This is a genomic window from Oscillibacter valericigenes (assembly GCF_016902445.1).
GTDB lineage: Bacteria > Bacillota > Clostridia > Oscillospirales > Oscillospiraceae > Oscillibacter > Oscillibacter avistercoris.
Genome location: NZ_JACSNX010000013.1, coordinates 16129 through 40752 on the forward strand (window position 1 = coordinate 16129; position 24624 = coordinate 40752).

35 protein-coding genes are annotated in these 24624 nt (G+C 63.5%); all 35 read left to right on the forward strand.

The window, feature by feature from the left end; genetic code table 11:
• The first annotated feature begins 40 nt into the window (after positions 1-40).
• Complete coding sequence (locus H9X91_RS09050; RefSeq protein ID WP_204804486.1) at positions 41-286, forward strand: hypothetical protein; 246 nt, start codon at positions 41-43, stop codon at positions 284-286.
• Positions 287-299: 13 nt separating this feature from the next.
• A complete protein-coding gene (locus H9X91_RS09055; RefSeq protein WP_204804488.1) occupies positions 300-1040 on the forward strand; it encodes a helix-turn-helix domain-containing protein in 741 nt (246 codons plus the stop codon).
• Positions 1031-2431: a replicative DNA helicase gene (locus tag H9X91_RS09060; RefSeq protein ID WP_204804490.1), complete on the forward strand. Its 1401-nt coding sequence runs from the start codon at positions 1031-1033 to the stop codon at positions 2429-2431. The genes H9X91_RS09055 and H9X91_RS09060 overlap by 10 nt, the downstream gene beginning before the upstream one ends.
• Entirely contained in the window at positions 2428-2670 is a 243-nt protein-coding gene (locus H9X91_RS09065) for a hypothetical protein (protein ID WP_204804491.1), read from the forward strand. The genes H9X91_RS09060 and H9X91_RS09065 overlap by 4 nt, the downstream gene beginning before the upstream one ends.
• Positions 2671-3471 carry an AAA family ATPase gene (locus H9X91_RS09070; RefSeq protein ID WP_204804492.1) on the forward strand — a complete coding sequence of 267 codons (801 nt, stop codon included), beginning with the start codon at positions 2671-2673 and terminating at the stop codon, positions 3469-3471. It begins immediately after the preceding gene.
• Positions 3458-4873 (forward strand): Spo0J and HipB domain-containing protein, encoded by a 1416-nt coding sequence (locus H9X91_RS09075; RefSeq protein WP_204804493.1) that lies wholly within the window; start codon positions 3458-3460, stop codon positions 4871-4873. Before H9X91_RS09070 ends, H9X91_RS09075 begins: the two co-directional genes overlap by 14 nt.
• Complete coding sequence (locus tag H9X91_RS09080; protein WP_204804494.1) at positions 4870-5148, forward strand: hypothetical protein; 279 nt, start codon at positions 4870-4872, stop codon at positions 5146-5148. The genes H9X91_RS09075 and H9X91_RS09080 overlap by 4 nt, the downstream gene beginning before the upstream one ends.
• Positions 5141-5383 (forward strand): hypothetical protein, encoded by a 243-nt coding sequence (locus H9X91_RS09085; protein WP_204804495.1) that lies wholly within the window; start codon positions 5141-5143, stop codon positions 5381-5383. Before H9X91_RS09080 ends, H9X91_RS09085 begins: the two co-directional genes overlap by 8 nt.
• Positions 5384-5497: 114 nt before the next feature.
• On the forward strand, positions 5498-6031 hold the full coding sequence (locus H9X91_RS09090) for a hypothetical protein (protein ID WP_204804496.1): 534 nt from the start codon (positions 5498-5500) through the stop codon (positions 6029-6031).
• 9 nt (positions 6032-6040) lie between these two features.
• Positions 6041-6538 (forward strand): DUF551 domain-containing protein, encoded by a 498-nt coding sequence (locus H9X91_RS09095; protein ID WP_204804498.1) that lies wholly within the window; start codon positions 6041-6043, stop codon positions 6536-6538.
• The gene (locus tag H9X91_RS09100; RefSeq protein ID WP_204804500.1) at positions 6531-6773 is read left to right on the forward strand and encodes a hypothetical protein; all 243 of its coding nucleotides are present in this window, start codon (positions 6531-6533) and stop codon (positions 6771-6773) included. The genes H9X91_RS09095 and H9X91_RS09100 overlap by 8 nt, the downstream gene beginning before the upstream one ends.
• 164 nt (positions 6774-6937) lie before the next feature.
• On the forward strand, positions 6938-7204 hold the full coding sequence (locus H9X91_RS09105; RefSeq protein ID WP_204804502.1) for a hypothetical protein: 267 nt from the start codon (positions 6938-6940) through the stop codon (positions 7202-7204).
• Positions 7159-7893, forward strand: a complete 735-nt coding sequence (locus H9X91_RS09110; RefSeq protein WP_204804503.1) for a rolling circle replication-associated protein — start codon at positions 7159-7161, stop codon at positions 7891-7893. Before H9X91_RS09105 ends, H9X91_RS09110 begins: the two co-directional genes overlap by 46 nt.
• Before the next feature lie 81 nt (positions 7894-7974).
• Positions 7975-8172, forward strand: a complete 198-nt coding sequence (locus H9X91_RS09115; protein WP_204804504.1) for a cysteine-rich KTR domain-containing protein — start codon at positions 7975-7977, stop codon at positions 8170-8172.
• 181 nt (positions 8173-8353) lie between these two features.
• Positions 8354-8611 carry an HNH endonuclease signature motif containing protein gene (locus H9X91_RS09120; RefSeq protein ID WP_243414509.1) on the forward strand — a complete coding sequence of 86 codons (258 nt, stop codon included), beginning with the start codon at positions 8354-8356 and terminating at the stop codon, positions 8609-8611.
• Between the two features lie 404 nt (positions 8612-9015).
• Positions 9016-9534 (forward strand): P27 family phage terminase small subunit, encoded by a 519-nt coding sequence (locus tag H9X91_RS09125; RefSeq protein ID WP_204804506.1) that lies wholly within the window; start codon positions 9016-9018, stop codon positions 9532-9534.
• Entirely contained in the window at positions 9531-11336 is a 1806-nt protein-coding gene (locus H9X91_RS09130) for a terminase large subunit (protein WP_204804507.1), read from the forward strand. The genes H9X91_RS09125 and H9X91_RS09130 overlap by 4 nt, the downstream gene beginning before the upstream one ends.
• Before the next feature lie 34 nt (positions 11337-11370).
• Entirely contained in the window at positions 11371-11550 is a 180-nt protein-coding gene (locus tag H9X91_RS09135; RefSeq protein WP_204804508.1) for a hypothetical protein, read from the forward strand.
• A 2-nt stretch (positions 11551-11552) separates the two neighbouring features.
• Complete coding sequence (locus tag H9X91_RS09140; RefSeq protein ID WP_243414510.1) at positions 11553-12830, forward strand: phage portal protein; 1278 nt, start codon at positions 11553-11555, stop codon at positions 12828-12830.
• A 10-nt stretch (positions 12831-12840) separates the two neighbouring features.
• Positions 12841-13539: a hypothetical protein gene (locus H9X91_RS09145; RefSeq protein WP_204804512.1), complete on the forward strand. Its 699-nt coding sequence runs from the start codon at positions 12841-12843 to the stop codon at positions 13537-13539.
• Between the two features lie 18 nt (positions 13540-13557).
• Entirely contained in the window at positions 13558-14814 is a 1257-nt protein-coding gene (locus H9X91_RS09150) for a phage major capsid protein (RefSeq protein WP_204804514.1), read from the forward strand.
• Between the two features lie 5 nt (positions 14815-14819).
• On the forward strand, positions 14820-15137 hold the full coding sequence (locus H9X91_RS09155; protein WP_204804517.1) for a head-tail connector protein: 318 nt from the start codon (positions 14820-14822) through the stop codon (positions 15135-15137).
• 45 nt (positions 15138-15182) lie between these two features.
• A complete protein-coding gene (locus H9X91_RS09160) occupies positions 15183-15800 on the forward strand; it encodes a head-tail adaptor protein (RefSeq protein WP_204804519.1) in 618 nt (205 codons plus the stop codon).
• The gene (locus tag H9X91_RS09165) at positions 15800-16264 is read left to right on the forward strand and encodes a hypothetical protein (protein ID WP_204804521.1); all 465 of its coding nucleotides are present in this window, start codon (positions 15800-15802) and stop codon (positions 16262-16264) included. The genes H9X91_RS09160 and H9X91_RS09165 overlap by 1 nt, the downstream gene beginning before the upstream one ends.
• Positions 16264-16719 carry a phage tail terminator family protein gene (locus H9X91_RS09170; protein ID WP_204804522.1) on the forward strand — a complete coding sequence of 152 codons (456 nt, stop codon included), beginning with the start codon at positions 16264-16266 and terminating at the stop codon, positions 16717-16719. Before H9X91_RS09165 ends, H9X91_RS09170 begins: the two co-directional genes overlap by 1 nt.
• Before the next feature lie 13 nt (positions 16720-16732).
• Positions 16733-17836, forward strand: coding sequence for a phage tail sheath subtilisin-like domain-containing protein (locus H9X91_RS09175; RefSeq protein ID WP_204804523.1), 1104 nt, complete (start codon positions 16733-16735; stop codon positions 17834-17836).
• A gap of 17 nt (positions 17837-17853) precedes the next feature.
• Positions 17854-18282, forward strand: coding sequence for a phage tail tube protein (locus H9X91_RS09180; RefSeq protein ID WP_243414504.1), 429 nt, complete (start codon positions 17854-17856; stop codon positions 18280-18282).
• 11 nt (positions 18283-18293) lie between these two features.
• Entirely contained in the window at positions 18294-18707 is a 414-nt protein-coding gene (locus tag H9X91_RS09185) for a phage tail assembly chaperone (protein WP_204804524.1), read from the forward strand.
• Between the two features lie 29 nt (positions 18708-18736).
• Complete coding sequence (locus H9X91_RS09190; protein ID WP_204804525.1) at positions 18737-18910, forward strand: hypothetical protein; 174 nt, start codon at positions 18737-18739, stop codon at positions 18908-18910.
• Positions 18911-18916: 6 nt separating this feature from the next.
• Complete coding sequence (locus tag H9X91_RS09195; RefSeq protein WP_204804526.1) at positions 18917-21034, forward strand: tape measure protein; 2118 nt, start codon at positions 18917-18919, stop codon at positions 21032-21034.
• A gap of 3 nt (positions 21035-21037) precedes the next feature.
• Positions 21038-21697: a LysM peptidoglycan-binding domain-containing protein gene (locus tag H9X91_RS09200; protein WP_204804527.1), complete on the forward strand. Its 660-nt coding sequence runs from the start codon at positions 21038-21040 to the stop codon at positions 21695-21697.
• A 1-nt stretch (position 21698) separates the two neighbouring features.
• Positions 21699-22673: an XkdQ/YqbQ family protein gene (locus tag H9X91_RS09205; RefSeq protein WP_204804528.1), complete on the forward strand. Its 975-nt coding sequence runs from the start codon at positions 21699-21701 to the stop codon at positions 22671-22673.
• Positions 22670-23137, forward strand: a complete 468-nt coding sequence (locus tag H9X91_RS09210; RefSeq protein WP_204804530.1) for a DUF2577 family protein — start codon at positions 22670-22672, stop codon at positions 23135-23137. Before H9X91_RS09205 ends, H9X91_RS09210 begins: the two co-directional genes overlap by 4 nt.
• Positions 23115-23552, forward strand: a complete 438-nt coding sequence (locus H9X91_RS09215) for a DUF2634 domain-containing protein (RefSeq protein ID WP_204804531.1) — start codon at positions 23115-23117, stop codon at positions 23550-23552. Before H9X91_RS09210 ends, H9X91_RS09215 begins: the two co-directional genes overlap by 23 nt.
• Positions 23530-24615 (forward strand): baseplate J/gp47 family protein, encoded by a 1086-nt coding sequence (locus H9X91_RS09220; RefSeq protein ID WP_204804532.1) that lies wholly within the window; start codon positions 23530-23532, stop codon positions 24613-24615. The genes H9X91_RS09215 and H9X91_RS09220 overlap by 23 nt, the downstream gene beginning before the upstream one ends.
• Positions 24616-24624: the final 9 nt, after the last annotated feature.

Genomic DNA, 24624 nt, shown 5'->3' on the forward strand with positions numbered 1-24624 from the left:
TGTTCCGGCTGGTGGACAAGATCGAGGGGAGGCGGTAAACGTGGCCACATGGAAAGTGCTGGATCTGCGGCAGCGAAAGACCTACGGCCCCCATGACGGGGAACTGATCGTGCTGCACATGATCCCGAAGAGCGCCTGGGGACGGTCCGAGCGGTATCTCACCGGCCGCCTCCGGACTGAGGCAGGCAGGACCTGGATGCTCAGCGGTGGGAGCGTGGCCTCCCCCGCTGAGCTGCGGAAACACTATGACCTCCGGTGGCTCCGGCTGCCGGAGGACACCATCTGAGAGGAGGACAGCTATGCGGAGGCATCCCAAGAAGGGTGGACAGTTCGCCATCATTTGGGTGGATCTGCTGTATGAGGACGCGGTACCGGCCACCGGGAAACTGCTCTTCGGCGAGATATACCGGCTCTCCGGGCCGGACGGCTGGTGCGATGCCAGCAATCAAGACTTCATGGATCTTCTGGGGTGCAGCGAGACGACTGTCCGCAATCTGCTCAAGGCCCTGGAGGACGTGGGGCAGATCCGGGTGGTCACCCGGCCCCGCCGGGAAGGCTCCGGCGGCACGGAGCGGTGGATCTTCTGCGGTCGGAAACTGGCCCCTCCGGAGGCCCAGGAGGTACCCGCAAAAAATTGCGGGTACCCCGGGGAGGGTACCCGCAGAAATTTGAGGGGGGTACCCGCAGAAACTTGCGGGTCCACATCTATAAGTAATTATAATAATACCCCCTATAGTCCCCCAAAGGGGGATGACCCTGACCTTTCGAGGTCATTTGACCTGTTTTGGGACAAGTACCCCAAGAAGGTCAAAAAGAAAAAGGCGCGGGAGCTCTGGCAGAAACTGCGGCCAGATGCCGGCCTGGTGTCCGTGATCCTGGACGCCTTGGAGAAGCAGAAACGCAGTGACCGCTGGCAGCGGGATGGAGGCCAGTACATACCGGACCCCACCACCTGGCTCAACGGCCGCCGGTGGGAGGACGAACTGCCGCCAGGGCCTGATTCCCGGCCGCCCAGAAGGGAGGCATATGGATGGGAGTGAACAGGGACAATGCAGCACGTCGAGAGCATGCATTGGATGCGGAGCAAGCGGTGCTGGGTTCGTTCCTGATCGACACCGGCATCCAACAGCAGCTGTTTGCGCGGGTGCGGCCGGAGGATTTTTTGAGCCCGGCCAATCGGAAGATCTACACCACGGCTCGGGCGCTGTTCAGGGCCGGGGAGCCGGTGGACGGCGTCACGGTCCGGGATAAACTGGGCCAGGATTATACGCGCCCGCTGATGGAGCTGATGGAGATCACCCCCACCAGCGCCAATTGGGAGGTCTACGCCGCCAAGATGCGGGACCAGGCGGATCACCAGCGGCTGCGGGACCTTGCAGAGCATGTGCTGGAGCAGCCGAATCTGGAGAGCTGCCGCCCTTATGTGGCGGACATGAGCCAAGTCCTGTCCGCAGGACCGGAGGCAGACAGCTGGACCATGCGGCAGATGGCAGACGATTTTTTCAACAGCCAGGACCCGAACGTGCCGAAGCCGAAGTACATCACCTATGGCCTGGACGTACTGGACAATGGCAGCTACACGGAGCTGGGAGATGTGGTCATCATCGGCGGGTACCCGTCGGACGGCAAAACAGCCCTGGCGTTGTCCTTGGCCTATCACATGGCGGCAGAATACAAGGTCGGTTTTTTTAGCCTGGAGACGGACAAGCGCAAGATCCGGGACCGGCTGATGGCCCATATCGGGCAGATATCCTTGGGGGACATCAAGCGGCGCCGCCTGACGGACCCAGACTGGGTGGCTCTGGCGGCCAAGGGCACCGAGATGGCCAAGCGGGATCTGATTGTGGTCCAGGCCGCCGGTATGACGGCCCCGGAGATCCAGAGTGTGGCGCAGGCCTATGGCTTCCAGGTCATCCTGATCGACTACATCCAGCTGGTGACACCGGAGACAGACCGGCGGGCGCCCCGCAGTGAGCAGGTGGCGGAGGTGTCTCGGAGCTTTCATACATTCGCCCAGCGGACAGGTACCCTGGTGGTGGAGCTGGCACAACTCACCCGGCCAGAAAAAGGGGCATGGCGGCCGCCCACCATGCAGGACCTGAAGGAGAGCGGGCAGCTGGAGCAGGATGCGGATATGATCGTGCTGCTCTACCGGCCTGACCCAGAGGACAAAACACTGGACCAGAACGAAACCCGGAGCCTTAAAATCGGAAAGAACAAGGAGGGACGCCGGGGCACCTGGCTCCTGGCCTTTGACGGAGACCGGCAGACATTTGAACTTTTGGGTGCTGACGGCAAACCCCGCCGGCGTCCCAGCGACCGGAAACGTCGGAAGCGGGACGAGGGGCCGGTTGGGCAGGTGGACTTCTGGGCCGATGGCGGAGAATTCAGGGACACGCCGTGGGGCCAGGAGGAGGCGAATGCAAAATGAGAGTCGGAGACGTGCTATATATCAGGCCGAATTTTTACACGGAATACATGGGCGGAAATGATGGCCCCCGGCCGGCCCGGGTGGTCTACATCCACCCGCTGGTGCGGTTTTACGTGGCGGAGTTCCGGAGCGATCTGGGGCTCCCCTGGCGGGAGACATTTTACCCATACACACGGCGGATCGCGGACATCGTGGACCGGTCCGCGCCGTATCTGCCGCATGAAAAGGAGCTGTTTTGAGTGAGGACGATTGCAATCATGAACAACAAGGGCGGCGTCGGCAAGACCGTCACCGCCATCAACCTAGCGGATATCCTGGTGCGGGACTACCGCCAGCGGGTGATCCTGGTGGACTGCGACGGGCAGATGAACCTGACCAGGTTTTTTGTCCCGGACTTTGACCCGGATGCGGAGTACACCATGGTGTCCCTGCTGGAGGGGGACGGGGAGGCGCTGTGGAGCGACAACCTGCTGCAGGTGAGCAAGGATCTGTGGCTGATTCCCGGTAGCCCGGAGCTGTACACGGAGGATCTGGAGGCCGTCATGGAGGGCCAGGATCAGGTCAAGACCCGCCGGGTAGCGAACTTCGTGGACTGCGCCCGGAAAGACGACGGGGCGGACTTCATCATCTTCGACTGCCCGCCGGGCTTCACGGCGGCCAGCCTGGCGGCTCTGCTGGCCAGCGACGAGGTGGTCATCCCCATGGAGCTGGATGGATTTTCGGTCACCGGCATGGTGACCATGCGGCAGCAGCTGGCGCTGCTGAAGCGCAGCGGCCTGCGGGTTCCCAGGGCCTTCGTGCTGATCAACCGATGGCGGGCCACGGAGTTTGTCAGCGAAGTGGAGACTCAGCTGCGGGAGATGTCCGAGCACGTCAAGATCCCCGTCTATCAGCAGGTGATCCGCAAGAGCGAAAAGGTGCCGGAGAGCACGGTGACCGGGTCCCCGCTGTCTGTGTACAGCCCCCGGAGCGCCGCCGGCGTGGACTTCCGGCGCTGGGTCCGGGAGCTGTGGGGAGGTATGGGCCATGAGCAAGTTTGACCTGAGCCGGATCGTGGGGGCCGCCGATGTGTCCGAATCGGACACGGAGCTGCGGGAGATCTTCCTGGACAAGATCCGGGAGAACCCGGAGAACTTCTACCCGCCCCTGCCGGAGGACGAGGCGGAGGCCCTGCGGGAGTCCATCCAGGCCAACGGTCTGCTGGAGCCCCTGCTGGTGGTGCCGGACGGCGCTATATACCGCCTGGTGTCCGGCCACAACCGGCTCCGGGCTCTGCGGGACCTCCGGGCCAACGCCTTTGGCATGGACTACAAGACGGCCCTGTGCCGGGTGCTGCAGCCCATGGACGCGGACCACGAGATCACCGCTATCATCGAGGCCAACCGGCAGCGGAGAAAGACTCCGGCGGTGCTGCAGCAGGAGGCGGAGGCTCTCACGGAGGTCTACGTCCGGCGGAAGCAGGCCGGAGAAGATCTCCCAGGCCGTATCCGGGATCGGGTGGCGGAGGCCATGCAGGTGAGCGCCACGAAACTGGCCAACCTCAACGCCATCAAAAACGGCATCCGGGAGCCTGTATTTGCATCGGCATGGGCAAGCGGGAACATTTCAGAGGCCTGCGCCCTGGAAATTGCTCGGATGGATGCAGAAAGCCAGCACCAGCTGGCAGTCTGGCTGGAAGATGAGCGGGAGCCGTGTGCGCTGAGCCTGGTGCGGGAGTTTAACGCAATCTCCCACAAACTGGACCATGACTGCAAGCTGGCCGGGATGCCTTGCCCCAATGCGCGGGCCATGTATAAGGCGTTTGTACGGCATGGCACCTGGGAAGGTTGTTGCGGTTGCTGCTCCTGTTGCCTACGGCGGGATACCTGCTCCATCTGCTGCCAGTATGTGGAGCGGAAGGCCCAGGCGCCGGTGGACGAGCCGACGCCGGAGCCCGCGCCGCCCATCAGTGAGCCTAAGCCCGGCATCGACTGGCAGCGGGAGCGTGAGGCGTTCGGAGCCCGCCTGCGGAAGGCTCGGGAGGAAACCGGCCTGGACCGGGCGGCATTTGCGGAAAGGATCGGAGCCTACAAGGCTACATACTCCGCCTGGGAAAATGGCTCTCTGCCCGGAAGTAGCCAGTTCCCAGACCTGGCCCGGGCGCTGGGGGTCAGCACGGACTATCTGTACGGCCTGACGGACGATCCCACACCGCCAGGCGAACGGGCGCCCCAGCCAGAGGGTCAGTTGACCATTGCCGGGTGGATGCCGGGCAGCTGCAGCCCGTCAGAGCCGGGGGAGTTTGCAGTGCTGGTAGACCTGGGGGCTGATGGATATTATCGGGCGTTCATGGCCTGGGATGGTGCCGATTGGGAGATGCTGCCGTCCCGTCAAAAGCCGGAGCTGCCCATCGGCTGGTGGCTCCGTTTACCACCGGAGCCGGAGAAAGGAGAAACAGTATGATCAATTTTGTCAACGACCCTGAACATGATCGATTTACAGCTGCGGCATCCGGAAGTCTGGGCGAGATCGTGTCAGAAATCGGACTCTGTATAAACATCGCCTATAATCTGATCCGGTCCAGAAACCCCGCTGCGGGACAACATTTTCAGGGCGCTTTGCGCTTTATGCTCCGCCCTGAAAGCCCTGTATGGGAAAAGGAGGACGTGCAAGACCATCAAGAAGGGGGCAAGTTCGTGCACGTGGTGGATTTGGACAAGGAGGTTCCCCATGAGTGAGCAGGCATTTGAGCGGAAAAAGGACTTTGTCAACCATGCTCTGAGCCGCTGCGTGGCGGCCATGTACCCCAACGTGTGCCGGGTGGCCTACCACATCCGGGACACCGACGAGGGCCTGCGGGAGACCGCCATGATCCACCTGGCCGGGGGCTATTCCCGGCGGGTGGATGTGACGGGGCTGGACCTGCCGGCCACGCTGGACGCCGTGCTGGCGGTGTTCCGGGAGGCGGCGTAATGGCCCGCTACACTGGCCGCGAAAAGCGGCAGAAGCTCCTGCTGCGCCTGGCAATGGCGGCATGGGTGATCGTTCTGTGCATGGTCCTATGCCTCTGGGTGAGGGGGTGATCCTGTGCACATGACGGACGACGAGATCCGCAGCTCCATGCGCAAGGCCAAAAATCCCACAGAGCAGGTCAAGGTCCTGGCGGAGCTGAACGCCTGCAGCGAGGCGGAGGTCCGCGCCAAACTGGAGGAGCTGGGCATTGCGGTCCCTGCCAAAAAGCCCAAGGTCTGGAAATTCGACACAGGCCGGGCCCGCCAGCTGCTGGCGGAAGGCAGGACAGACCTTGAGGCCGCAGAGATGCTGGGGATCAGCAAGCAGACCTTTGGGGACTGGCGCCGGTCCATGAAGCTCCGGGTGAATCCGGAGCCCCGCCGCCCGGCGAAGGTAAAGCAGGCCGCGCCGGGCCCGGCCCCGGCTGTGCCGGCCTCCGGGGAGCCCGGCACAATGACCGCTGCACGCATGGCGCAGATCTTCACCCAACTGGCCAAATGGCATCCCGACGCCGCCGTGTCCTTCAGCGGGCAGGACATCCGGCGGGTGGAGCTTGTGAGTACCTACGAGGGCGCCGGCGAGCCGGTGCTCTGCGTACGGATCGAGTGAGGTGACAACATGACAACCATGGATTTTAGTACCACGCTGAACGCTCTCCGGAAACTGCGCGTTGAGACTGGAAGTCTTGCCTGCCTAGGATGCGGGTACGAGCACAACTGCTCCACACATGGGTGTGCCATCCTGCGTAATGCCATAGAGCACATGGAGGCGGCTCTTTCGAACTATGATAGCCTCTCTGCTCTGGTGGACCATCTGGAGACGGAGCTGAAAAGTGAGATCCTATCAGCGGCCGAACTCCGGGCCAGGCTGGCGAACGAGTGGGTGAGCGTGGAGGAGAGGTTGCCAACGGACGAGCGTCCGGTTTTGGTATTCGTCGGTTATGCAGACACCATGACGGGATTTATTACCACTTCGTCCTATTTTTGCTTTGACGTAAATCCGCATTGGCAGTGGGATGGATTGGTCCGGGATGAGCAGCGGACTCTTTTCTGGATGTCCCTTCCCGCACCGCCTGACCGCCGCCCGCCGGAGGGGGAGGAGGACCATCATGACTGACCTGATTTGTTCCATGGCCTGCACGCACCGCACAAAGCGCCCCCTGCGGAAGCGGCGGAAGAAGGACGGAAGCCCGTGCTATGGGTGCACTCTGAAATATGTAACGATTTCCAGGGCGTTTGATATTGACGGCGACATTTGCGCCGTAGCTGGGGAAGAAAACATGGAACACTGCAATTTCTATGATCCAACAGATGAGAGTGAAGGAGATGGCACACCACATGACGTATTATAAAGCTTTCCGCACGCTTCCGCCGGAGCAGCTGGCCCGCCTGCTCCTCTGTCCAAACCAGACCGCCCGCCGGCTTAATCCAATCCCTTGTACCCAGGGTAAACCGGAGCACACCTCATGCGATCAGTGTATCGCGGCATTTTTGCTGACGGAGGTCGACCCTCGTGATGCTGCTCAGTGATAATGACCTCGCCACCATCCAGACTGCCCTGGACTCCCGGCTGGAGATCGAGATGACCCGGTCCCTCGGGGATCTCCGCATCAAAGTCTCCACGTCCAGGGCTCCGCCTGTTTGGCGTCCCTGGATTATGCTGGCCAGAGTGGAGATCTGGACCGGCCATACTTACAGCACCCAGTGGTGTGTGTCATGTGAGGAGGTACGGATGGCGTGCAAGAGTGGATCTGCGTCCGCCAGCGGGCAGGGCCGCTGGTGAAGGAGTGCCGGGCGCTGCGGCCGCGGCTCCTGCGGACAGACAGTCCCGAGGATCGGCGGGACAAAAACGAGATCGTCCGGTCAAAGCATACAGCGGTTTGCAGGACCCAGGTGGATCGCCTGGAACTGCGACTGGCGACTTTTGGCTTCCATGGAAGCCACTACACGCTGACCTGTGACGACTTCCACTTGCCGGACAGATATGACGGGATGCGAAAAATGTTCCGGGCGGCCAGGTCGCGGATGCAGCGATGGCACGGTGGGACCTTTGACTGGATCGGCTGCATTGAGGGCAAGCACGGGGATCATCGGCTCCACGTGCACCTGGTGCTGCGGGATGAGGACTTCTCCCCGGCAGAGGTTCGGCACCTGTGGACGGCCGGCGACGTGGATGACGAGCCGGTCCTGTTGCGGGAGGGCGGATACCGGCGGCTGGCCAAGTACTTCAACAAGGAGCGGCCGGACGGGTTCGTGATCCCGCTGGGCAAGCACCCGTGGAGCTGCAGCCGGGGGCTGAAGGCCCGGATCCCTGAGCCGGAGCGGTGGCGGGATGACAGCGGGCTGATCGAGGTTCCGGACAACGTGATCTGGTGCCGGAAGGGATCCCACGAGAATGACTTCGGAGCCTACTACTATGCGAGCTATATCCTGCCGGATGGGCCGCAGTTTGGCGGCCGGTTTTTTGTTTAGAATCTGTCGCGCGCGTGCGCGCGTCTATCTTGAAATCTAGTGGAACGATAGGCACACATTGGAGAAAGTGAGGAAAAGCCGTTGCAAACCAGCAGCGAACGTGTTAAACTAAGCGCAAAGGATGGATGGCTGCTCTGCCCTCGGTGCGGTCGCGGAAAGGTCCTGCGGCTCAATCCAGAGACCAGAGCCAGGAGCTTGACGGTGTACTGCAAGCTCTGCGGGAAAGAGTCCATCGTAAATATCGACGAGTGCCTGTGCCATAGAGCCTGTGCCACATGATCCGCAAAGGGCGGACGTGTTGGCGCAGGCTTTTTGTTTTGCCCGGAGGTGATAGCCCATGGCACAAAAGCCGCTGCGCCCATGCCGGCATCCTGGGTGTACGGCCCTGGTCCCCGACGGCTACTGCGACCGCCACCGGCCAAAGGATAACCGCAGCAACGAAGCCAAGTCCTGGCACTGGATGTACCTGACACCAGAGTGGACGGAAGACCTGCGGCCCGGCCAGCTCCTTCGTGAGCCGTTTTGCCGGGAGTGTGCTCGGCACGGAGACCGGACACCGGCCACGGAAGTGGATCACATCCAACCGCACCGTGGAGACTGGGCAGTGTTCATGGATCGTGGCAATCTTCAGAGCCTTTGCCATTCCTGCCACAGTCGCAAGACGATGGCTGAAATGCGGCAAAAGCGAGATGCTTTGTGTGCCCGCTGGCGGCGATGACCGGCAGAACGCTTGGGCGCACGGGCGGGACGGGCGTGCGGGCGCGGCGCTTCCTTGCAACCCTCCCCCGGTCAAAAAAAGTTCGGGCGGAGTGGCGTAAGACCGCAGGCCGCCCTTCACGCGAGAATTTTTCCCCACCGGGATTTTCGGGGGTTTCGGGCGTGTCCGAATCGGACACGCACCACAGAGAGCGAGGGAGTATATGGTTCGGCTGGAATGCGGCCTGCGGGGTGCCCGCAAGTATTGCACCTCATACCCAGGCTGGTGCTGCAGGGAGTGCCCGCTGTGGGCATCCTGCGACCGAGCCTGCTGGAATTCCCCGGAGTCTTGCGGTTACTCCGCGCCCCACGACACTTGTCAGTATCACGCACCAACCAAGATTGTCTTGAAGGAGGGACCTATCCATGGCGGGCAGACGGCAGCCCACGGCTCTTTTGGAGGCCAACGGGCGAAAACATCTGACGGAGGCGGAGGCTGACGCCCGGCGGGATCAGGAGGTCTATGTGGCGTCCCCGGAGGCGGCAGTCCCTCCCCGCTGGCTACCGAAGAAACTGCACAAGGAGTTCCGGGAGATCGGGGAGATCCTGCTGGCGGCGGGCCTGTACTCCGAGCTGGATCGGGACGTGCTGGGGCAGTACTTCCTGGCCCGGGAGCGGTGGCTCCGGGCGGACAAGCTGGCATCCCAAGCCATCCGGGACAAGGACGAGACCTTGGCCCAGAAGTGGGCCAGCACCCAGAATACCTACTTTCGTCAGGCCCGCCAGTGTGCGGAGTCCATGGGGCTCTCCGTTACGGCCCGGTGCCGGATCGTGGTACCCCAGGCCCTTCAGAACGCCGGGAGGGCCGGCCCGGAGGACGGTGCCGATGAGTTCACGCGGAAGCTCCGGGCCCGGCAGGCGGCGGCGCTGGAAGCGGCGGAATGACCGCCGTGACAGCGGCTGCGGAAATCATCCGGGACAAAGCAGCCGGTCAGTTTGCCTGTGACTTCGTTTCCCGCCTCCCCACCACTGACAGCGGCAAGCCCTTCCAGCTTTATGCCTGGCAGCGGGATGCCATCATGGACTTCTACGGCACCATGGAGAATGACCCGGACACCGGGGAACGGCTGCGGAAGTACTGGTATCTCTACCTGGAGATCCCCAAGAAAAACGGCAAGAGCGAGCTGGCGGCGGCCCTTGGCCTCTACCACCTGTTTGCGGATGGAGAGCTCAATGCGGAAGTTTATGTGTGCGCTGCCGATAAAGAGAACGCCAGCATCGTGTACAACGCTGCGGTGTTTATGCTCACCACCGCTCCCTGGACCGCCAAGATGGTGGCCCGGGGAGAGCTGAAGATCATCGAGAGCCGCAAGCGCATCGAATACCGCCAGCGGGTCCGCACCGGCAACGGGGGCTACAAGTGGATCGTGGTGGGCGTGATGGCAGTGTTGTCCGCCGAGGCATACAGCAAGCACGGCTACAAGCCCAGCTGCGTGATCTTCGACGAGCTCCACGCCCAGCCCAACCGGGATCTGTGGGACGTCATGACCGCCGGCGCCGGCTCTGGCCGGAAGCAGCCGGTGTGGATCGTGCTGACCACGGCAGGCGATGACCCGGACCGAACCTCCATTGGCTGGGAGATCCACCAGAAGGCCGTGGCCATCCGGGACGCCCGGCGGCTTCGCAGCATCCTGGCCGAGGGCGGAGATCCCCGGCAGGTGCTGTCCCTGCGCCACGTGGACGAGGAAGATCTCCTGCAGGCCGAGGACGATCTGCTGGCCCAGGATATGCCCAACTGGCTGCCCATCCTCTACGGCCTGACCGCCCTGTACGGCGACGACCCGGACGACCTGGCGGCCGTGGATATCTGGGACGAAAAGCTCTGGTTCCTGTGCAACCCCTCCCTGGGCAAGCACCTGAGCCTGCGGAACATCCGGCTGGAGGCCATGGAGGCCCGCCGCAGCGAGGCCGGCGAGAAGCTCTTCCGCTGGCTCCGCCTGAACCAGTGGATCAGTGTCAAGGCGGTCAGCTGGATCTCCCTGACATTGTACGACAAGACCCAGTGGGGCCCCAGCAAACGGGCGGAACGGGCCGCCTGGCTGGAACGGCTGAAAGGGAAGCTCTGTTACGGTGGCGTGGATCTGTCCACCAGCAAGGACCTGACGGCCTTCGTGCTGCTGTTCCCGCCCCAGCCCGGGTTGGAGACGGCCGTGCTGCTCCCCTACATCTGGCGCCCCGGCGGGACGGTGGAGGAGGCGGAGCGGCGGGACCACGTGCCCTATCGGGACTGGGCCCGTGCCGGTTTTCTGCAGCTGTGCGATGGCGACATCATCAACTACAGCGACGTGGAGGAGGCCATCCGGCAGGCCCGGGAGGACTATGACCTGCGGATGGTAGGATTTGACCCCTATTTGAGCCGGACGATCACCCAGCGGCTGGAACCCATCGTCTCGGTCATGGAGATTCCGCAGGACTTGCGGAATATGTCTCCGGCCATGAAGGAGATGGACGATCTGATGACCCGGCACCAGCTGCTGCACGTGCACAACACGTGCTTCCGGTGGACGTTTGGCAATGTCCGGTGCTATGTGGACGGGAACGCGAACGTAAAGCCGCTGAAGAACAAATCCGCCGGCCGCATTGACCCTACCGTGGCGTCGATCATTGCAGTGGCCGTGTGGATGATCATGCGGAACCAGAAGCCGGATCTGGCGGAGGCCATGGCCCGGCCTGGGTACAGCTTATAAGCGTGTCCGAATCGGACACAGGAAGGAGAAGCCTGTGGAAAAACTGCGGAAGGGATTGGCCAGATACGCCGGTGACCTGGTGCTGGTGGCCGGTGCGGCCGCCATCACCGTGGGCGCCGGGATGATCTATCTGCCGGCGGGCCTGATCGCCGGCGGGGTCCTGGCCATTGCCGGCGTGATCCTCAACAGCCTGGGCGGAGGTGATGAACCGTGAGTATGTGCAAGGGGCTGCGGGCGGCAGTCCGGTCCCCCACCAGGCGGAAAGCCCTGACGGCGGCGGACCTGGTCTCCTGGGGGTACAGCGAAGGAGCGGAGGCCCCGGAGACCTATGCCAGGAAACTGAGTGCCGTGGACCGGTGCATGAGCATCCTGGCCGGGTCCATGGCCAAGCTGCCCAACTACATCTTCGACGCAAAGACCCGGGAGCGGGTGGACCATCCCCTCCTGCACCTGTTGAACGTCCGGCCCAATGAGGCCATGACCCCCAGCATCCGCAAAGAGGTGCTTGAAAACAGCCGGAACGAGGGCGGAAACGGCTACGATTGGATCCTGCGAGACCCCAGGACCGGACGGATCACAGAGCTGATCCCCGTCCCCTGGTATTTGGTGGAGCCCTGGAGGGATCTGTCCGGCCGCATCTGGTACACGGTGACTCATCCAGTCACCGGAGAGCCCATGGTGCTCCCCCAGGAGGATATCTGCCACTACAAGGGCGCCACCCGGGATGGACTCAAGGGCATCTCCGCGCTGCGGCGGGCTGCCGATACGCTGGCATCCGCCAGAGCATCCCAGCAGTACGAGCGCAGCTACTACGAGAGCGGCGGTCAGCCCTCCGGCATCCTGCGGACGGAGTCGGACCTGGGTGGCTATGCCAAGGGCGCTGACGGCAAGGTCCTCACCCGCTCGGATGGCTCCGCCGTGAGCCTGAAGGACCAACTGCGCAGCGAGTGGGAAAAGATCCACGCAGGGCCCAAAAACGGCCACCGGGTGGCCATCCTGGACCTGGGCCTGGACTACAAGCCCATCGCCGCCAGTAACCAGGAGGCTCAGTTTGTGGAGAGCAAGGAGGTGTCCATCCGAGACATCGCCCGGTACTTCGGTATCCCCCTCTACAAGCTGGGGGAGGGCAAAGAGGCATACAGCTCCAACGAGCAGAACGCCATCGAGTATGTCACGGGGACGCTCCACCCCATCGTCACCCAGTACGAAGAGGAGCAGACCTGGAAGCTGCTCACTGACCGGGAGATCGGCCGGGGACTGGAAATCCGGATCAACCTGATGGCGGAGCTGCGGGGCGACACCGCGGCCCGGGGGAATTGGTACCAGACCATGCTGCAAAACGGCCCGTTCAGCGTCAACGATGTGCGGGCCCTGGAGGATCTGCCGGACATCCCTGGCGGGGACGAGCACCGGGCCAGCCTAAACTATGTGCCCCTGTCCATGTGGGCGGAGCTGAGCCGGCTGCGGGCGGAGACCCGACCGCCGGCGGAGTAAGGAGGAAATCGTGGAGCAGATTTTGAAGGCAGCCCGCCTGGAAAAGGCGGAACTGAACGATGAGGACCTGGCGCTGATCAACCGGCAGACGCTACGGCCACTGACCGCCGGGGAAGTGTTTACCTTCCGCCTGGCGGCCTGCGACAACCAGGTGGACCGGGACTTTGAGCGGTTCACCGAGGCCACCCTGGCAGAGATGGCGGAGCGGTTTGTGGGCCTGCCGGTCCTGCGGGATCATCGGTGGAGCTCCGAGACGCAAACCGCACGGGTCTACGCCGGCAGCGTGGAATCGTCTGGAGACGGCACGCAGCGGCTGGTCCTGCGGTGCTATATGCCCCGGACGGAGCAGACGGCGCCCATCATCGCGGCTATTGAGAGCGGCATTCTGCGGGAGTGCAGCGTGGGACTGGCAGTAAAGCGGGCGCTGTGCTCCATCTGCGGAGCTAATCAGCGGGAGACTCTTTGCAAGCACATCCAGGGCCTGGAGTACGATGGCCAGGTGTGCCACATGGACCTGGATGGCGTGGCGGACGCCTATGAGATCTCCCTGGTGGCCGTTCCGGCCCAGCCGGAGGCCGGCGTCATCAAGAGCAAACGCTACGGCGGCCAGGAGCCGCCCCCGGAAAGTCATCCCTCGGGCGGGGCGCCCGGAGAAGATACGGCCTGGCAGGACGAAGCCCTGCTGGAGCTGGAAAAAAATCGTTTCTGACATAGGAGGACTAGAGACATGAGCATGAGACGGAAGCTGACCGAAAAGCTCCAGGAGCGCACCGCCCTGCTGGAGAAGGCCGAGGGCCTGCTGAAAGAGGGCAAGCGGGAGGACTACCGGGCCGAGATGGAAAAGGTCCGGAACATGAACGCCGATATCGACGACCTGAAGGGCCTGATCGCCGAGCAGGACCGGAAGTTTATGGAGAAGGCCCCGGACCTGGCCGAGGAGAAGGACAAGGCGGAGGAGCGGGGCAATGCCCTGATGAAGGGCCAGGAGGTGAAGTTCACCGCCCTGGAAGTGAGCAAGGCCCTGTTCCTGCCCCGGGCTGCGGCGGAGAAGTCCGTGACGCTGGCCACCGGCACCCTGGCCCAGCCCACCGGGGCCGGCACCAACATCCGGGACCCCCTGGGCAACGGCGTGGGGGCCATCATCGACCAGGTGTATGTCCAGGATCTGACAGGCATGTCCAGCTATCTGGAGCCCTATGTGATCTCTGAATTTGACGCCACCGGCGGCGACGTGGCCACCAATGCCGGCAAGGCCCGGACGGCCTCTGGCGATCCCACCTTCGGCGTGGCCAAGATCGCCCCCTATGAGCTGACCACCACCAGCTACGTGGACAAGAACATCTCCCGCCTGACTCCCGGCAACTACTATGCAAAAGTATTTGCCATGGCTATGCGGGCCATGCGCCGGGACACCGTGAAGATGATCTTCAACGGAGACGGCCAGGCCAGCAACAACGATATGTATGGCATCAAGACAGCCACCAACATGGCGGGCAGCGCCATCTACGCCACGCTGAATGTGGATGCGGTGGACGCAGATCTGCTGACCGATCTGATGTTTGCCTACGGCGGCGATGAGGAGTTGGGCGGCAACTGCCGGCTGTATCTGAACAAGAAGGACCTGCAGGCCCTGGGCAAGCTCCGGGGCACCAATGAGAAGCGTCGGCTGTTTGACATCGTGCCCGATGCCGGCAACCCCAACACCGGCATCATCCGGGACGGCGGCGTCATCGTCCCCTACTCCATCTCCAGCAGCCTGACGGCTCTGTCCACCGCCGATGCCTCCAGTGCCGCCGTGCCGACGATGGTGTACGGAGATCCCACGAACTATGAGCTGGGTCTGTTCGGGGAATACACGGTCCGGGTGGACGAGAGCGTGAAGGCCGTGGAGCGGATGCTGACCATCCTGGGCGACGCCATGGTAGGCGGCAATCTGATCGTGGACAAGGGCTTCGTGGTGGCCACGGTGCCCCAGAGCACCTAAGCCCCATGGCCTTGGATGAGACCGTCAAGGCCAGGTTGATGGCCTACTGCCGGATCGACGCCCTGGAAGAGGGGGAAGACACCCTCCTGGAGGGATTGTATCAAGCAGCTGTCAACTACATGGCCGATGCCGGCATCGGGGAGCCCCAGGAGGGGACTCCCCGCCGGGCCCAGTATGACCTATGCGTCAACCACTTGGTCCTGGACGGCTATGACCGGCGGGGTGCCACGGTCAGCGGGTCAGCCTTGGAGGACAATCCCGTCTTCCGGCGGATGATCGTGCAGCTGAAACTGACGGAGCCGGTGTCCGAATCGGACACATAAGAGGCCGCCCCGGCCGAGACGGGACGGCGAGGAAGGAGGTTCGCTATGACAAGGGCTGCGGCGGGTGATCTGCGGGAGCGGGTGGCCGTGCTGGAGCTGACCAGCACAGCCGATAAAAGCGCATATACCTGGTCGGAGGTCCGGCGGATCTGGGCAGATGCCGTCCTGGACACCCGCAGCAATCTCTTTTCCTCCGTTGGGATCGGCGCCCGGGGCGTGACCTTCACCGTGCGGGCCTCCTCCCTTCTCAGCCTTGCCAATGCTTTTCTGTGGCGCGGCCATCACTGCTTTTTGACGTCCATAATCCCTCTGGAGGGCCAGCGGGGTTATATGGAGGTCAAGGCAGCCCTCTGTGAGCCGGTGACCCTGACGGCAAAGCCCCAGGCCCGGACCGGGCGGGACGCGCTGAACCGCCCCACGGCGGTGGAGATCCCGTTCTTTACCTTTCCGGGTGTCCTGACCGAGAAGTACCGGGCAAACGAGGCGGAGGACGTCTATCGGGTCACGACACTGCGGCGGGTTCTGGTGACGCCGAAGGCCATCCAGCTCCGGCCCAGCGACCTGGTGGAGGCGGAGGGAGAGACGCCCTATATCATCCGCCAGGCGCTGGACCTGGACCCCTGGAAAAACGAGTATGAGCTCGAACGGATGGAGGATGCGTGATGATCAATGTCCAAATGAGCGGTCTGGATGAGATCATCGACCGGCTCCAGGAATCCCCCGAGGTGTTTCGGGACGCTAGGTCCCGGGAGCTGGAGGACATCGGGCAGCAGCTGCTGCCCAGAGTCCGGGCTGGGATCGGCGGCACCGGCCGCATCCAGAACCTGCAGGACGTTTACATGGGCAGCGGCAAGGGCTATGTGGCTGTCCGTCCGAAAGCCGGCGTCTTTTTGACAACCCCCGGTGGAAAACAGTACGCAGCCGGCGCCGTGACCAACGCCATCGAGGTCGGCCATGCGACACGTACACCTTCCGGGCGTTCTGCTCGATATCGACCTCGAATCAGCGTTGCCCGAGTGCCCGGGAAATATATGTACCAGGACACAGATCCGGACGCCGAGCGCCTGGCCCAGGATGCCGGTGAACGTGTCACCCGGGAGATCGTACAGAGACTGGAGGGCGAATGATGGAGCTGCAGGACATCCTGGATGCCATCAACAAAAAACTCGTAGAAAAATGGCCAAAGCGGACCGTCTACATCGATGTCTGCCCGGTGGATTTTGCTCGCCCGTCCTTCTGGCTGACAGTGGAGCAGTACACCCAGACAGACGCAAACCGATACCTCGTGAAGCGGGAAGCCCGGCTGAAGCTCACCATCTACGACGAGAAGGATGAGCACTACGAGAGCAGCTGGCAGAGGCTGTTCAAGGACGCCGCAGATGCGACGGTCTTGCTGACCCCGCCGCTGAAGGCAGCCGGGCGGACCGTGTCGCTGCAGATCAAGGCCCTGCCCCGGGACCCGGACGCCGCGTATCTGCAGCTGACCACATCGTGGCTGGACAACCGGCCGGCGGCAGACACCGGAACGGAGCCGCCGACCGCAAAGACCGCGCAGGTGCGCGTGGAAATGACAAATCGTTGATAGGAGTGATTTTATGGGACTTCCCCAGCTGACCTTTGAGCTGAAAAAGGCCGCGGACACCGTGATGGCCCGCACCACCCAGGGGATCATCGGCATGATCCTCAAGGACACCAAGGCCCTCGGCGTCCATGTGATCTACCAGGAAAGCGACATCCCAACGGACTTGGGGGCCGACAACATCGCCTACATCAAGCGGGCGCTGACCGGGTACATCAACCGGCCCAGCTGTATCTATCTGGCGGTGGTGGACTCCACCAGCGGCACCGTGTCCGGCGGCTTTGCGGACCTGGGCCAGTACAGCTATGACTATCTGGTGGGACCGCCGGACATCGCCTCTCCGGACACCACATCCCTGGCCACCCTGGTGACAAATCAGCGGAAGAACCGCTATATCGGCAAGCTGGTGCTGCCCAGTACCGCCAGCGACAATGAAGGGATTATCAACTTCACCTCCACCAACATCAAGGTTGGCAGCACCACCTATGACGCGGGAGACTACGCCTCCCGGATCGCCGGCGTGCTGGCCGGAACGCCCGTTTCCTGCAGCGCCACCAACGCGCCGCTGCCGGAGGTGACCGGCGTGGACGCCGTGGAGGACCCGGACGACGCCATCGACGGCGGCGAGCTGATCCTTGTCAACGACGGCCGGCAGGTCAAGCTGAGCCGGGCGGTGACGAGCCTCGTCACCCTGGGGGACAAGCCGGCGGCTCTGAAGAAGATCAAGATGGTGGCGGCGGTGGACCTGATCCGCTACTACGCCCTCACCACCATCGAGGACAACTATCTGGGCAAGTGCGCCAATACCTACGACAACAAGTGCATCCTGCTGACCGCTCTGCGGGGCTATCTGCAGACCCTGGAAAATGGTGACGTGCTGCTGGAGAAGAGCAGCGGCGCGGAGCTGGACGCCACGGCCATCCGGGAATTCCTGATCAACCAGGCCACGGAGGCAGGCGATACGGACGAGGTCAACCGGATCAAGGCCCTGGACGACGCCGCTGTCATCAAGGAGGACACCGGCAGCTATGTGTTCATCAAGATCTATGGCTATGTCCTGGATGCCATGGAGGACTTTGCGGTGGTGCTGGAGGTCTCCAACGGCCTCATGGCTGCGTGATTTAAGGAGGAAACGATATGGCTGAAGTTTTGGACGCCGCTCTGGTACGGAGCGGTACCTGGGGCCAGCTGTGGCTGGACGGGGAGCTGGTGGCTGAGTGCTACGGCTGCCAGATCAAGCTGAACAAGACCAAGGAGGATGTGGCCCGCTGCCGCACTCTGGTTGCCGGCAAGAAGATGACCGCGATTGCCGGCACCGGAACGGTCCGGATCTACAACGCCACCTCGCGCCTAATCCGGGCGGAGGGCCAGGCGCTGAAGAACGGCCAGGACCTGCGGCATACACTGATCTCCAACCTGGAAGACCCCGACAACCCCAACAACCAGCGGATCTCCGTCACCGGTGTGTCGTTCGATGACCTGACGCTGGCGGACTGGGAGGCCGCCCGACTGGGACAGATCGAGGCACCGTTTACTTTTGAGGACTTTGACATCCTCGACAGCTGACAGGAGGACGCATGGAAAAGGAACTGATCAATCAGGAGGAAGCGGTGGATCCCACTATCCTGGACCTGCTGTTGGGCAAGAACGTCGTCGCAGTGAACAAGCAGCTGCCCACCGCCCAGTATGAGGTGCCCCGCCTGAGCGCAGCCGCCGGGAAGCCGGTGTTGTTTACGCTCCGGGCGCTGCCCTACGGCCAGGTGCAGGAAATGAAGCGCCTGACCGACGAGTCCGACATCCAGATCCTGCTGGCCGGCTGTGTAGAGCCGGATCTGAAGGCCCCGGCCCTGCAGGAGAAATTCAAGGGCGTGACGCCGGCGGAGACCATCAAGGCCCTGCTGCTTCCCGGTGAGATTGCGGATCTGTCCGCGGCGGTGGAGCAGCTGACCGGGTACCGCCGCAACACCATCCGCGAAGTAAAAAACGGCTGAGGGAGGCATCGGACCCGGAGCTGGGTCTCGTGTACTATCTGTACGCCGTCCACGGCATCCTCCCGGGGGATTACTACCGGCGGAGCCAGGGCGAGCGGGACCTGATCTGGGCCTTTGCCTCCTACGAGGCCAACCAGCGGCAAGGGCCGAAAGGCCCGAAGCCGAAAACCATTCGAATTCCCAGCCGGGCCAAAAGGAAGTGAGAGCGTATGCCGGAAGCCTCCATCGTCGTATCGTTCCGAGATCAGTACACCGCTGGCGTCCGGAATATGGCCAACAACACCCGGGCCTTTTCCCAGGAGGCGCAGCAGATGATCAACCGCCTCCGGGATCTGGGTACCCGGCAGGATGAACTGGTCCGGAAGCAGGCGCAGCTGCGCACCAGCACAGACGCCGCCCGGCGGGCCATGCAGCAGGCCCAGCGGGCCTATGCGGAAAATGCCAGTGAGATCAACCGCACCAATCTGGAGCAGGCGACGGAGCAGTACCAAAACCTGCAGGAGCAGCTGCGGATGTTCGGGGATGAAAGCCGCCGGGTCCGCCGGGAGGCCTCCCAGCTGCAAGGGGATCTCTCCCGTCTGCAGAACCGGGCGGGGAGCGGCGGAAACGGAGGATCTGGCGGTCTTGCTGGCGCCAGATCGATGCTGACACAGCTGGGGAAATCCGGGATGATCAATATGGCCGGCCAGGCGGTCAGCCAGTGGGCAAATACCCTGGTCGGTTCTGCGTTGGGGTCCACCGCCGGGTCGGTGTTCTCCAGCGCATTGTCCGGAGCCGCCAGCGGCGCCGCCATGGGGTCCCTGATCGCACCCGGTGTCGGTACAGCTGTGGGCGCGGCCATCGGCGGCGGCATCGGCCTGCTGACCGGCGGCGCGCAGGTCTATGAGAAGCAGGATGACGCCTACAAGAGCTGGTATGCCGGACTTTACGAAAACGCCAGCGGCGTCACGGACACCAGCCTTTCCTCCGGTACCACCGTGGCCGGCAGCCGGGAGCAGACCCAGATGGCCTTTGCCCAGCGCCTGGGCGGTGACGAGGCCGCCACGGCGTATCTGGAGCAGGTGAAGGAGATGGCCAAGTCCACCAACTACACCTACGACGAGATCACCGGGTACTCCAAGCTGCTGCTGAACAGCTACGGAGCCGATGAGACGCTGGGCGTGCTCATGTCCCTGTCTGACGCCACGGCCGGTCTGAACCTCAATAGCTCCGACATCAATATGTTTATCAGCGGCTTGTCCCGGATGCGGACCACCGGGAAAGCCACGCAGGAATACCTCAACTATTTCAGCGAGCGGGGCGTGGACGTCTACCAGGCTCTGGCGGACGCCACCGGCGCCAGCAAGAGCAGCATCGGGGACATGGTGACCAACGGGGATATCTCCGGCGGCACCGCGGCACAGGCCATCCTGGACTACATCGACAAGACCTATGGCGGGCTGTCTGAAAAGCTGGCCACCACATACGACGCCATGGTAGACAACCTGGGCGACGTGATGACCGACATCGACGCCTCCATGGGCGAAGCCTACAACGAAGAGCGCGGCAAGAGCATCGCCCAGCAGATCGAGACCTATGGCGGCGAGCTGGGAACGGCGCTGCAGGAGGCCAACCAGGCCATCGGAGCCGGCCGGGCCGCCCTGGAGAACCTGGCGGACAGCTACACTGAGGAGGCCCTGGGCGCCGTCCTGACGGGCAAGGAGACCACCCTGCAGTGGTCCGATGAGAATACCCAGCGGCTGAAGGAACTGAGTTCCCTGTATCAGTCCGCCATGGAGGACTATAAGGACGGGAATACCCAGGCAGGTGCCCTGGTGGAATCCTACCTGGAGGAAGCCCGAGCGCTGGCGGAGGCACAGTACGACTCCAGCGAGGCTGCCATGAGTGTAGCCGACACGGAGAAGGACCTGATTACCGCCATCAATGAGAATACCTCCGCCCTGCGGGGCTGGCGCGGCGGCTATGACACCAGCCAGGCGTTGACCAAAGGCCGGGCCGCCGGCGCTATCGCCGGGGACCCACAGGCGATGGGGGATGTCAGCTACAACGCGGAGCTGGGGACCGGATCGGCGTCGACCATCGTCCGGCAGAAGGCCGGCCGGGCCGGCAAGTTCGCCACCGGCATCGACTATGTACCATACGACAACTTCCCCGCTCTGCTCCACCAGGGAGAGCGGGTGCAGACGGCGGAGGAAGCCCGGAGTGACCGAGGGAATCGGCCCATCGTGATCTCCGGCAACAGCTTCACCGTCCGGGAAGAGGCGGACATTGACCGGGTGGCCTCCGCCCTCCTGGAGAAGATCGAACTGGCGGAAAGGCGGGGGTGAGCGGTGCAGATCTGCTTTATCAAGGACGGAACCTCTCTCACCCTGCCGGTGACGCCAGCGGGCTATACCTGGGCGGTGGGACGGAACATCGAGACCATCAACATCTCCCAGCTGGGGGACGTGTACCGGCCCGGAGGCCGGAGCCGGTTTGCGGGTGATCCCCTGGAATGCCTGCTGCCGGCCCAGGAATATCCCTGGATGGAGGCCGGCGCCGTGGCGGACCCCCAGTACTACCTGGATATCCTGACAGCCTGGGCGGCTGCTGATGAGCCGGTGCGCTACATCGTCTCCGGTACGGAGATCAATACCCTGGTGTACATCGAGAGCGTGGAGTACCGGGAGCAGGACGGCACCGGGGACGTGTACGCCTCCATCCGGCTCCGGGAGTACACGGACCTGGAGGCCCGGGAAGTGGAGCTGGCCGGCGTCCCGGAGACCAATACGGGTAACGCCTCCCGGCCCGCAGAGAGCGCCGGCGAGAGTCAGTCCTACACCATCGTCCGGGGAGACACCCTGTCGGCCATCTGCCGGCGGTACTACGGCAAGTACTCGGCCACCTACTACAACGCCCTGGCCAAGTTCAACGGGATCAAAAATCCCCATCTGATCTACCCCGGCACCACCATCACCATCCCGCCGGAGTCTGTGCTGCTGGGAGGCTGATATGAAACTGTATCTGACCAAGCACAAGGGCGGCCAGAGCCGGGATATCACCTCTCTGGCCGTCAGCTGGACGTGGAGCGGGGACAAGGCCTCCATCACCCGGCAGCTGGAGCTGGAGGTCGCCTTCGTGGCCGACAGTGACCTGCCGGTGCCGGAGATCGGAGACCTGGTGACCATGGAGGACACGGAGCGGCTGTTTGTGGGCGTCGTCCTCAAGCGCAGCTTGGGCAGCGAGGACCACACCATGTCGGCCACCGCCTTTGACTATGGCATCTATCTGCAGAAGAATGACTGCACCGCCAAGTTCACGGGCGCCACGCCGGAGGAGATCACCCGTTCCCTATGCGCGGAGAAGGGCATCCCCGTGGCCTCCCTACCCACCACCGGCATCCAGCTCCGGCGGAAGTTCGCCGGGGTGAAGATCAACCAGGCTGTCACCACCGTGTGGTCCCTGGCTGCGGAGAAAAACGGGAAGCGGTATGCCATCCGCTACACCCCCTCCGGCCTGCTGGTCAAGGAGCGGACGGTCAGTGGAGAGAGCCTGGTGCTGAAGGCGGCGGGCAACCTGATGGACGCCACCACCACGGAGGATGCCAGCAACGTGGTCAACTCCGTGGCCATCTACGACAAAAACGGCAATTTCCTGCAGCGGCTGGGGGACACGGAGTCCCAGGGCCTGATCGGTGTCATGGAGGCCCATATCACCCAGCGGGACGGCGCCGACGCGGTGAGCGAGGCCAACCATCAGCTGGAGGACGGGAAGCAGACACGCACTGTCACGGCCAACGTGCTGGGAGACCTCTCCCTGATCACCGGGGAGACCGTGGTGGCCCGGGAGGCCCGGACTGGGCTGGAGGGCATCTTCTGGATCGATGCCGACGTCCACACCTGGAAGAACAATAATTACTACGCAAAGCTGACCTTGAACTGCCGGAATGTGGCGGCCACGGCCAGCGCGGGGAGTGAGATCGAATGAACGACGATGCCAGAGACCCCTATGTGGGGCTGAATGACTATTTCGGCCGGAAAGCCGCCGGCGCGGTGCCGGCCTGGTACGCGGTGGGCAGGGTCATCAGCACCACCCCGCTGAAGATCCGGGCGGACGGCCTGGATCTGGACATCGAGGACCTGTACATCGCCCAGCACCTGACCGCCGGCTGGGTCGAGCAGCTGACGGAGCTGGCCTGGCCGGTGACTTCCACGCTGCCCCAGAAGATTTTTTCCGGGCAATGTAAATGCGGCCTGTCTTCCGGCGACGCCTGGGTTACCCGGCCAGAGGAAGAGGTGGAGGGAGAGACCGCCGAGGCCGCGCCGGTGACCCATGGCGCGCTGCTGAAGGCCGGGGATCTGGTGCTGCTTCTGCGCTCCATGGACGGGCAGACCTACTACCTGATTGAGAGGCTGGTGAAAGCGTACTATGAGCCTGTTCCCGCTGATTGATGCCCCTGACACCGGAACGGCGGCCTCGGGAACCCTGCCCCTGGCCCGGGAGGTGGCCTGGGACTTTGCCCGGGATCAGCCCATCTGGCGATCCGGCAAGCCCCTCTATGTCACCGGCGCCGACGCCGTCCTGGTGTGGGCCTGGAACTGCATCCACACGGAGCGGTTTACCCACGACGTGTTTACCAGCGACTACGGCCAGGACCTGGCCGGGCTGATCGGCAAGCCCTACGGCGATGAGGTGCGGCAGTCCGAGGCCGTCCGGAAGCTCCGGGAGGCCTTATTGATCAACCCCTACATCACCAGTGTGGACCAGGTGAGCGCCACATTCGAGGGGAGCTGGCTCCATGTCAACTTTTCCCTCCATACCATCTACGGGGAGGTGAGCGTCCGTGACGCAGCCATCGGTATTTGAGGACCGCACGCCCGAGGTCATCAAGGCGGAGATCCTGACGGCTCTGACAGAGAGCGGCGTGGAGATCGACACCCGGGAGGGCAGCTATACCAACATCCTGCTCAGTCAGGTGGCTTACGCCCTGTGGCAGCACTCCCAGCTCCTGGCGGGCCTGCTGCCCATCGTGTTTCCCGGCCCGGACAGCGGGGAGTACCTGGACAAGCACGCCGCCCAGCTGGGCATGGTTCGCCAGCCCGGCACCAAGGCCCGGGCGGAAGTGACCTTTGTGGGTACCGACGGCACTGTGATCGCCGCGGGGACCGCGGTGTATGCCCCGGACAGCGGCCTGCGGTACCTGACCCTGGAGGCGGCCACCATCGCCGACGAGACGGCGGTGGCCACGGTGGAGGCGGAGAGCATCGGCGCGGACTACAACGTCCCCGCAGGCTCCATCACCTCCATGGCGGTCAATGTTCCCGGCGTGGATGACCTGGCCAACCTGGAGGCGGCTGCCGGCGGCTCCGACCCGGAGAGCGATGTGGATCTCTATACCCGCATCCATGACCGGCTGAGCCTGCCTATCACCTCCGGCAACCCCAACCATTACATCCAGTGGGCCAAGGAAGTGGCCGGCGTCAGCTATGCCAGCTGCATCCCGCTCTGGGCCGGGAACGGCACCGTCAAGGTGGTCATCGCCGGGGCAGACAAGGGGCCGGTGGATGAGGACATCCGGGCGGCCTGCGCCGCCCACATCGAGGAGGAGCGCCCCATCGGCGCCACGGTGACGGTGGTCAGCGTGACGGAGAGCGAGATCGCCCTGACGGCGGCGGTGACGCTGGTGGAGGGCAGCTCCACCACGGACGTGACCAACCAGCTGACGGCGGCCGTGTCGGCGCTCCTGACGGGACAGACTTTCGGCCAGGCGGTCACCATTCCCTACAGCCGCTTCCTGGCCTGCCTGCTGCAGTGCGAGGGTGTGGCGGACTACAGCACGTTCACGGTGTCCGGCGGGACGGCGGCGGTGCAGATCGCGGCCGAGACAGTCCCGGTGGTGGGCAGCGTGTCCGTCACCGAGACAGCATAAGGAGGTGGC

Bases quoted from the DNA above. Each gene is read 5' to 3' on its own strand.
- H9X91_RS09055 (WP_204804488.1), top strand. From the start codon at position 300: ATGCGGAGGCATCCCAAGAAGGGTGGACAGTTCGCCATCATTTGGGTG.
- H9X91_RS09060 (WP_204804490.1), top strand. From the start codon at position 1,031: ATGGGAGTGAACAGGGACAATGCAGCACGTCGAGAGCATGCATTGGAT.
- H9X91_RS09065 (WP_204804491.1), top strand. From the start codon at position 2,428: ATGAGAGTCGGAGACGTGCTATATATCAGGCCGAATTTTTACACGGAA.
- H9X91_RS09075 (WP_204804493.1), top strand. From the start codon at position 3,458: ATGAGCAAGTTTGACCTGAGCCGGATCGTGGGGGCCGCCGATGTGTCC.
- H9X91_RS09080 (WP_204804494.1), top strand. From the start codon at position 4,870: ATGATCAATTTTGTCAACGACCCTGAACATGATCGATTTACAGCTGCG.
- H9X91_RS09085 (WP_204804495.1), top strand. From the start codon at position 5,141: ATGAGTGAGCAGGCATTTGAGCGGAAAAAGGACTTTGTCAACCATGCT.
- H9X91_RS09095 (WP_204804498.1), top strand. From the start codon at position 6,041: ATGACAACCATGGATTTTAGTACCACGCTGAACGCTCTCCGGAAACTG.
- H9X91_RS09100 (WP_204804500.1), top strand. From the start codon at position 6,531: ATGACTGACCTGATTTGTTCCATGGCCTGCACGCACCGCACAAAGCGC.
- H9X91_RS09105 (WP_204804502.1), top strand. From the start codon at position 6,938: ATGCTGCTCAGTGATAATGACCTCGCCACCATCCAGACTGCCCTGGAC.
- H9X91_RS09120 (WP_243414509.1), top strand. From the start codon at position 8,354: ATGTACCTGACACCAGAGTGGACGGAAGACCTGCGGCCCGGCCAGCTC.
- H9X91_RS09125 (WP_204804506.1), top strand. From the start codon at position 9,016: ATGGCGGGCAGACGGCAGCCCACGGCTCTTTTGGAGGCCAACGGGCGA.
- H9X91_RS09130 (WP_204804507.1), top strand. From the start codon at position 9,531: ATGACCGCCGTGACAGCGGCTGCGGAAATCATCCGGGACAAAGCAGCC.
- H9X91_RS09140 (WP_243414510.1), top strand. From the start codon at position 11,553: ATGTGCAAGGGGCTGCGGGCGGCAGTCCGGTCCCCCACCAGGCGGAAA.
- H9X91_RS09150 (WP_204804514.1), top strand. From the start codon at position 13,558: ATGAGCATGAGACGGAAGCTGACCGAAAAGCTCCAGGAGCGCACCGCC.
- H9X91_RS09155 (WP_204804517.1), top strand. From the start codon at position 14,820: ATGGCCTTGGATGAGACCGTCAAGGCCAGGTTGATGGCCTACTGCCGG.
- H9X91_RS09160 (WP_204804519.1), top strand. From the start codon at position 15,183: ATGACAAGGGCTGCGGCGGGTGATCTGCGGGAGCGGGTGGCCGTGCTG.
- H9X91_RS09165 (WP_204804521.1), top strand. From the start codon at position 15,800: ATGATCAATGTCCAAATGAGCGGTCTGGATGAGATCATCGACCGGCTC.
- H9X91_RS09170 (WP_204804522.1), top strand. From the start codon at position 16,264: ATGGAGCTGCAGGACATCCTGGATGCCATCAACAAAAAACTCGTAGAA.
- H9X91_RS09175 (WP_204804523.1), top strand. From the start codon at position 16,733: ATGGGACTTCCCCAGCTGACCTTTGAGCTGAAAAAGGCCGCGGACACC.
- H9X91_RS09180 (WP_243414504.1), top strand. From the start codon at position 17,854: ATGGCTGAAGTTTTGGACGCCGCTCTGGTACGGAGCGGTACCTGGGGC.
- H9X91_RS09185 (WP_204804524.1), top strand. From the start codon at position 18,294: ATGGAAAAGGAACTGATCAATCAGGAGGAAGCGGTGGATCCCACTATC.
- H9X91_RS09195 (WP_204804526.1), top strand. From the start codon at position 18,917: ATGCCGGAAGCCTCCATCGTCGTATCGTTCCGAGATCAGTACACCGCT.
- H9X91_RS09205 (WP_204804528.1), top strand. From the start codon at position 21,699: ATGAAACTGTATCTGACCAAGCACAAGGGCGGCCAGAGCCGGGATATC.
- H9X91_RS09210 (WP_204804530.1), top strand. From the start codon at position 22,670: ATGAACGACGATGCCAGAGACCCCTATGTGGGGCTGAATGACTATTTC.
- H9X91_RS09215 (WP_204804531.1), top strand. From the start codon at position 23,115: ATGAGCCTGTTCCCGCTGATTGATGCCCCTGACACCGGAACGGCGGCC.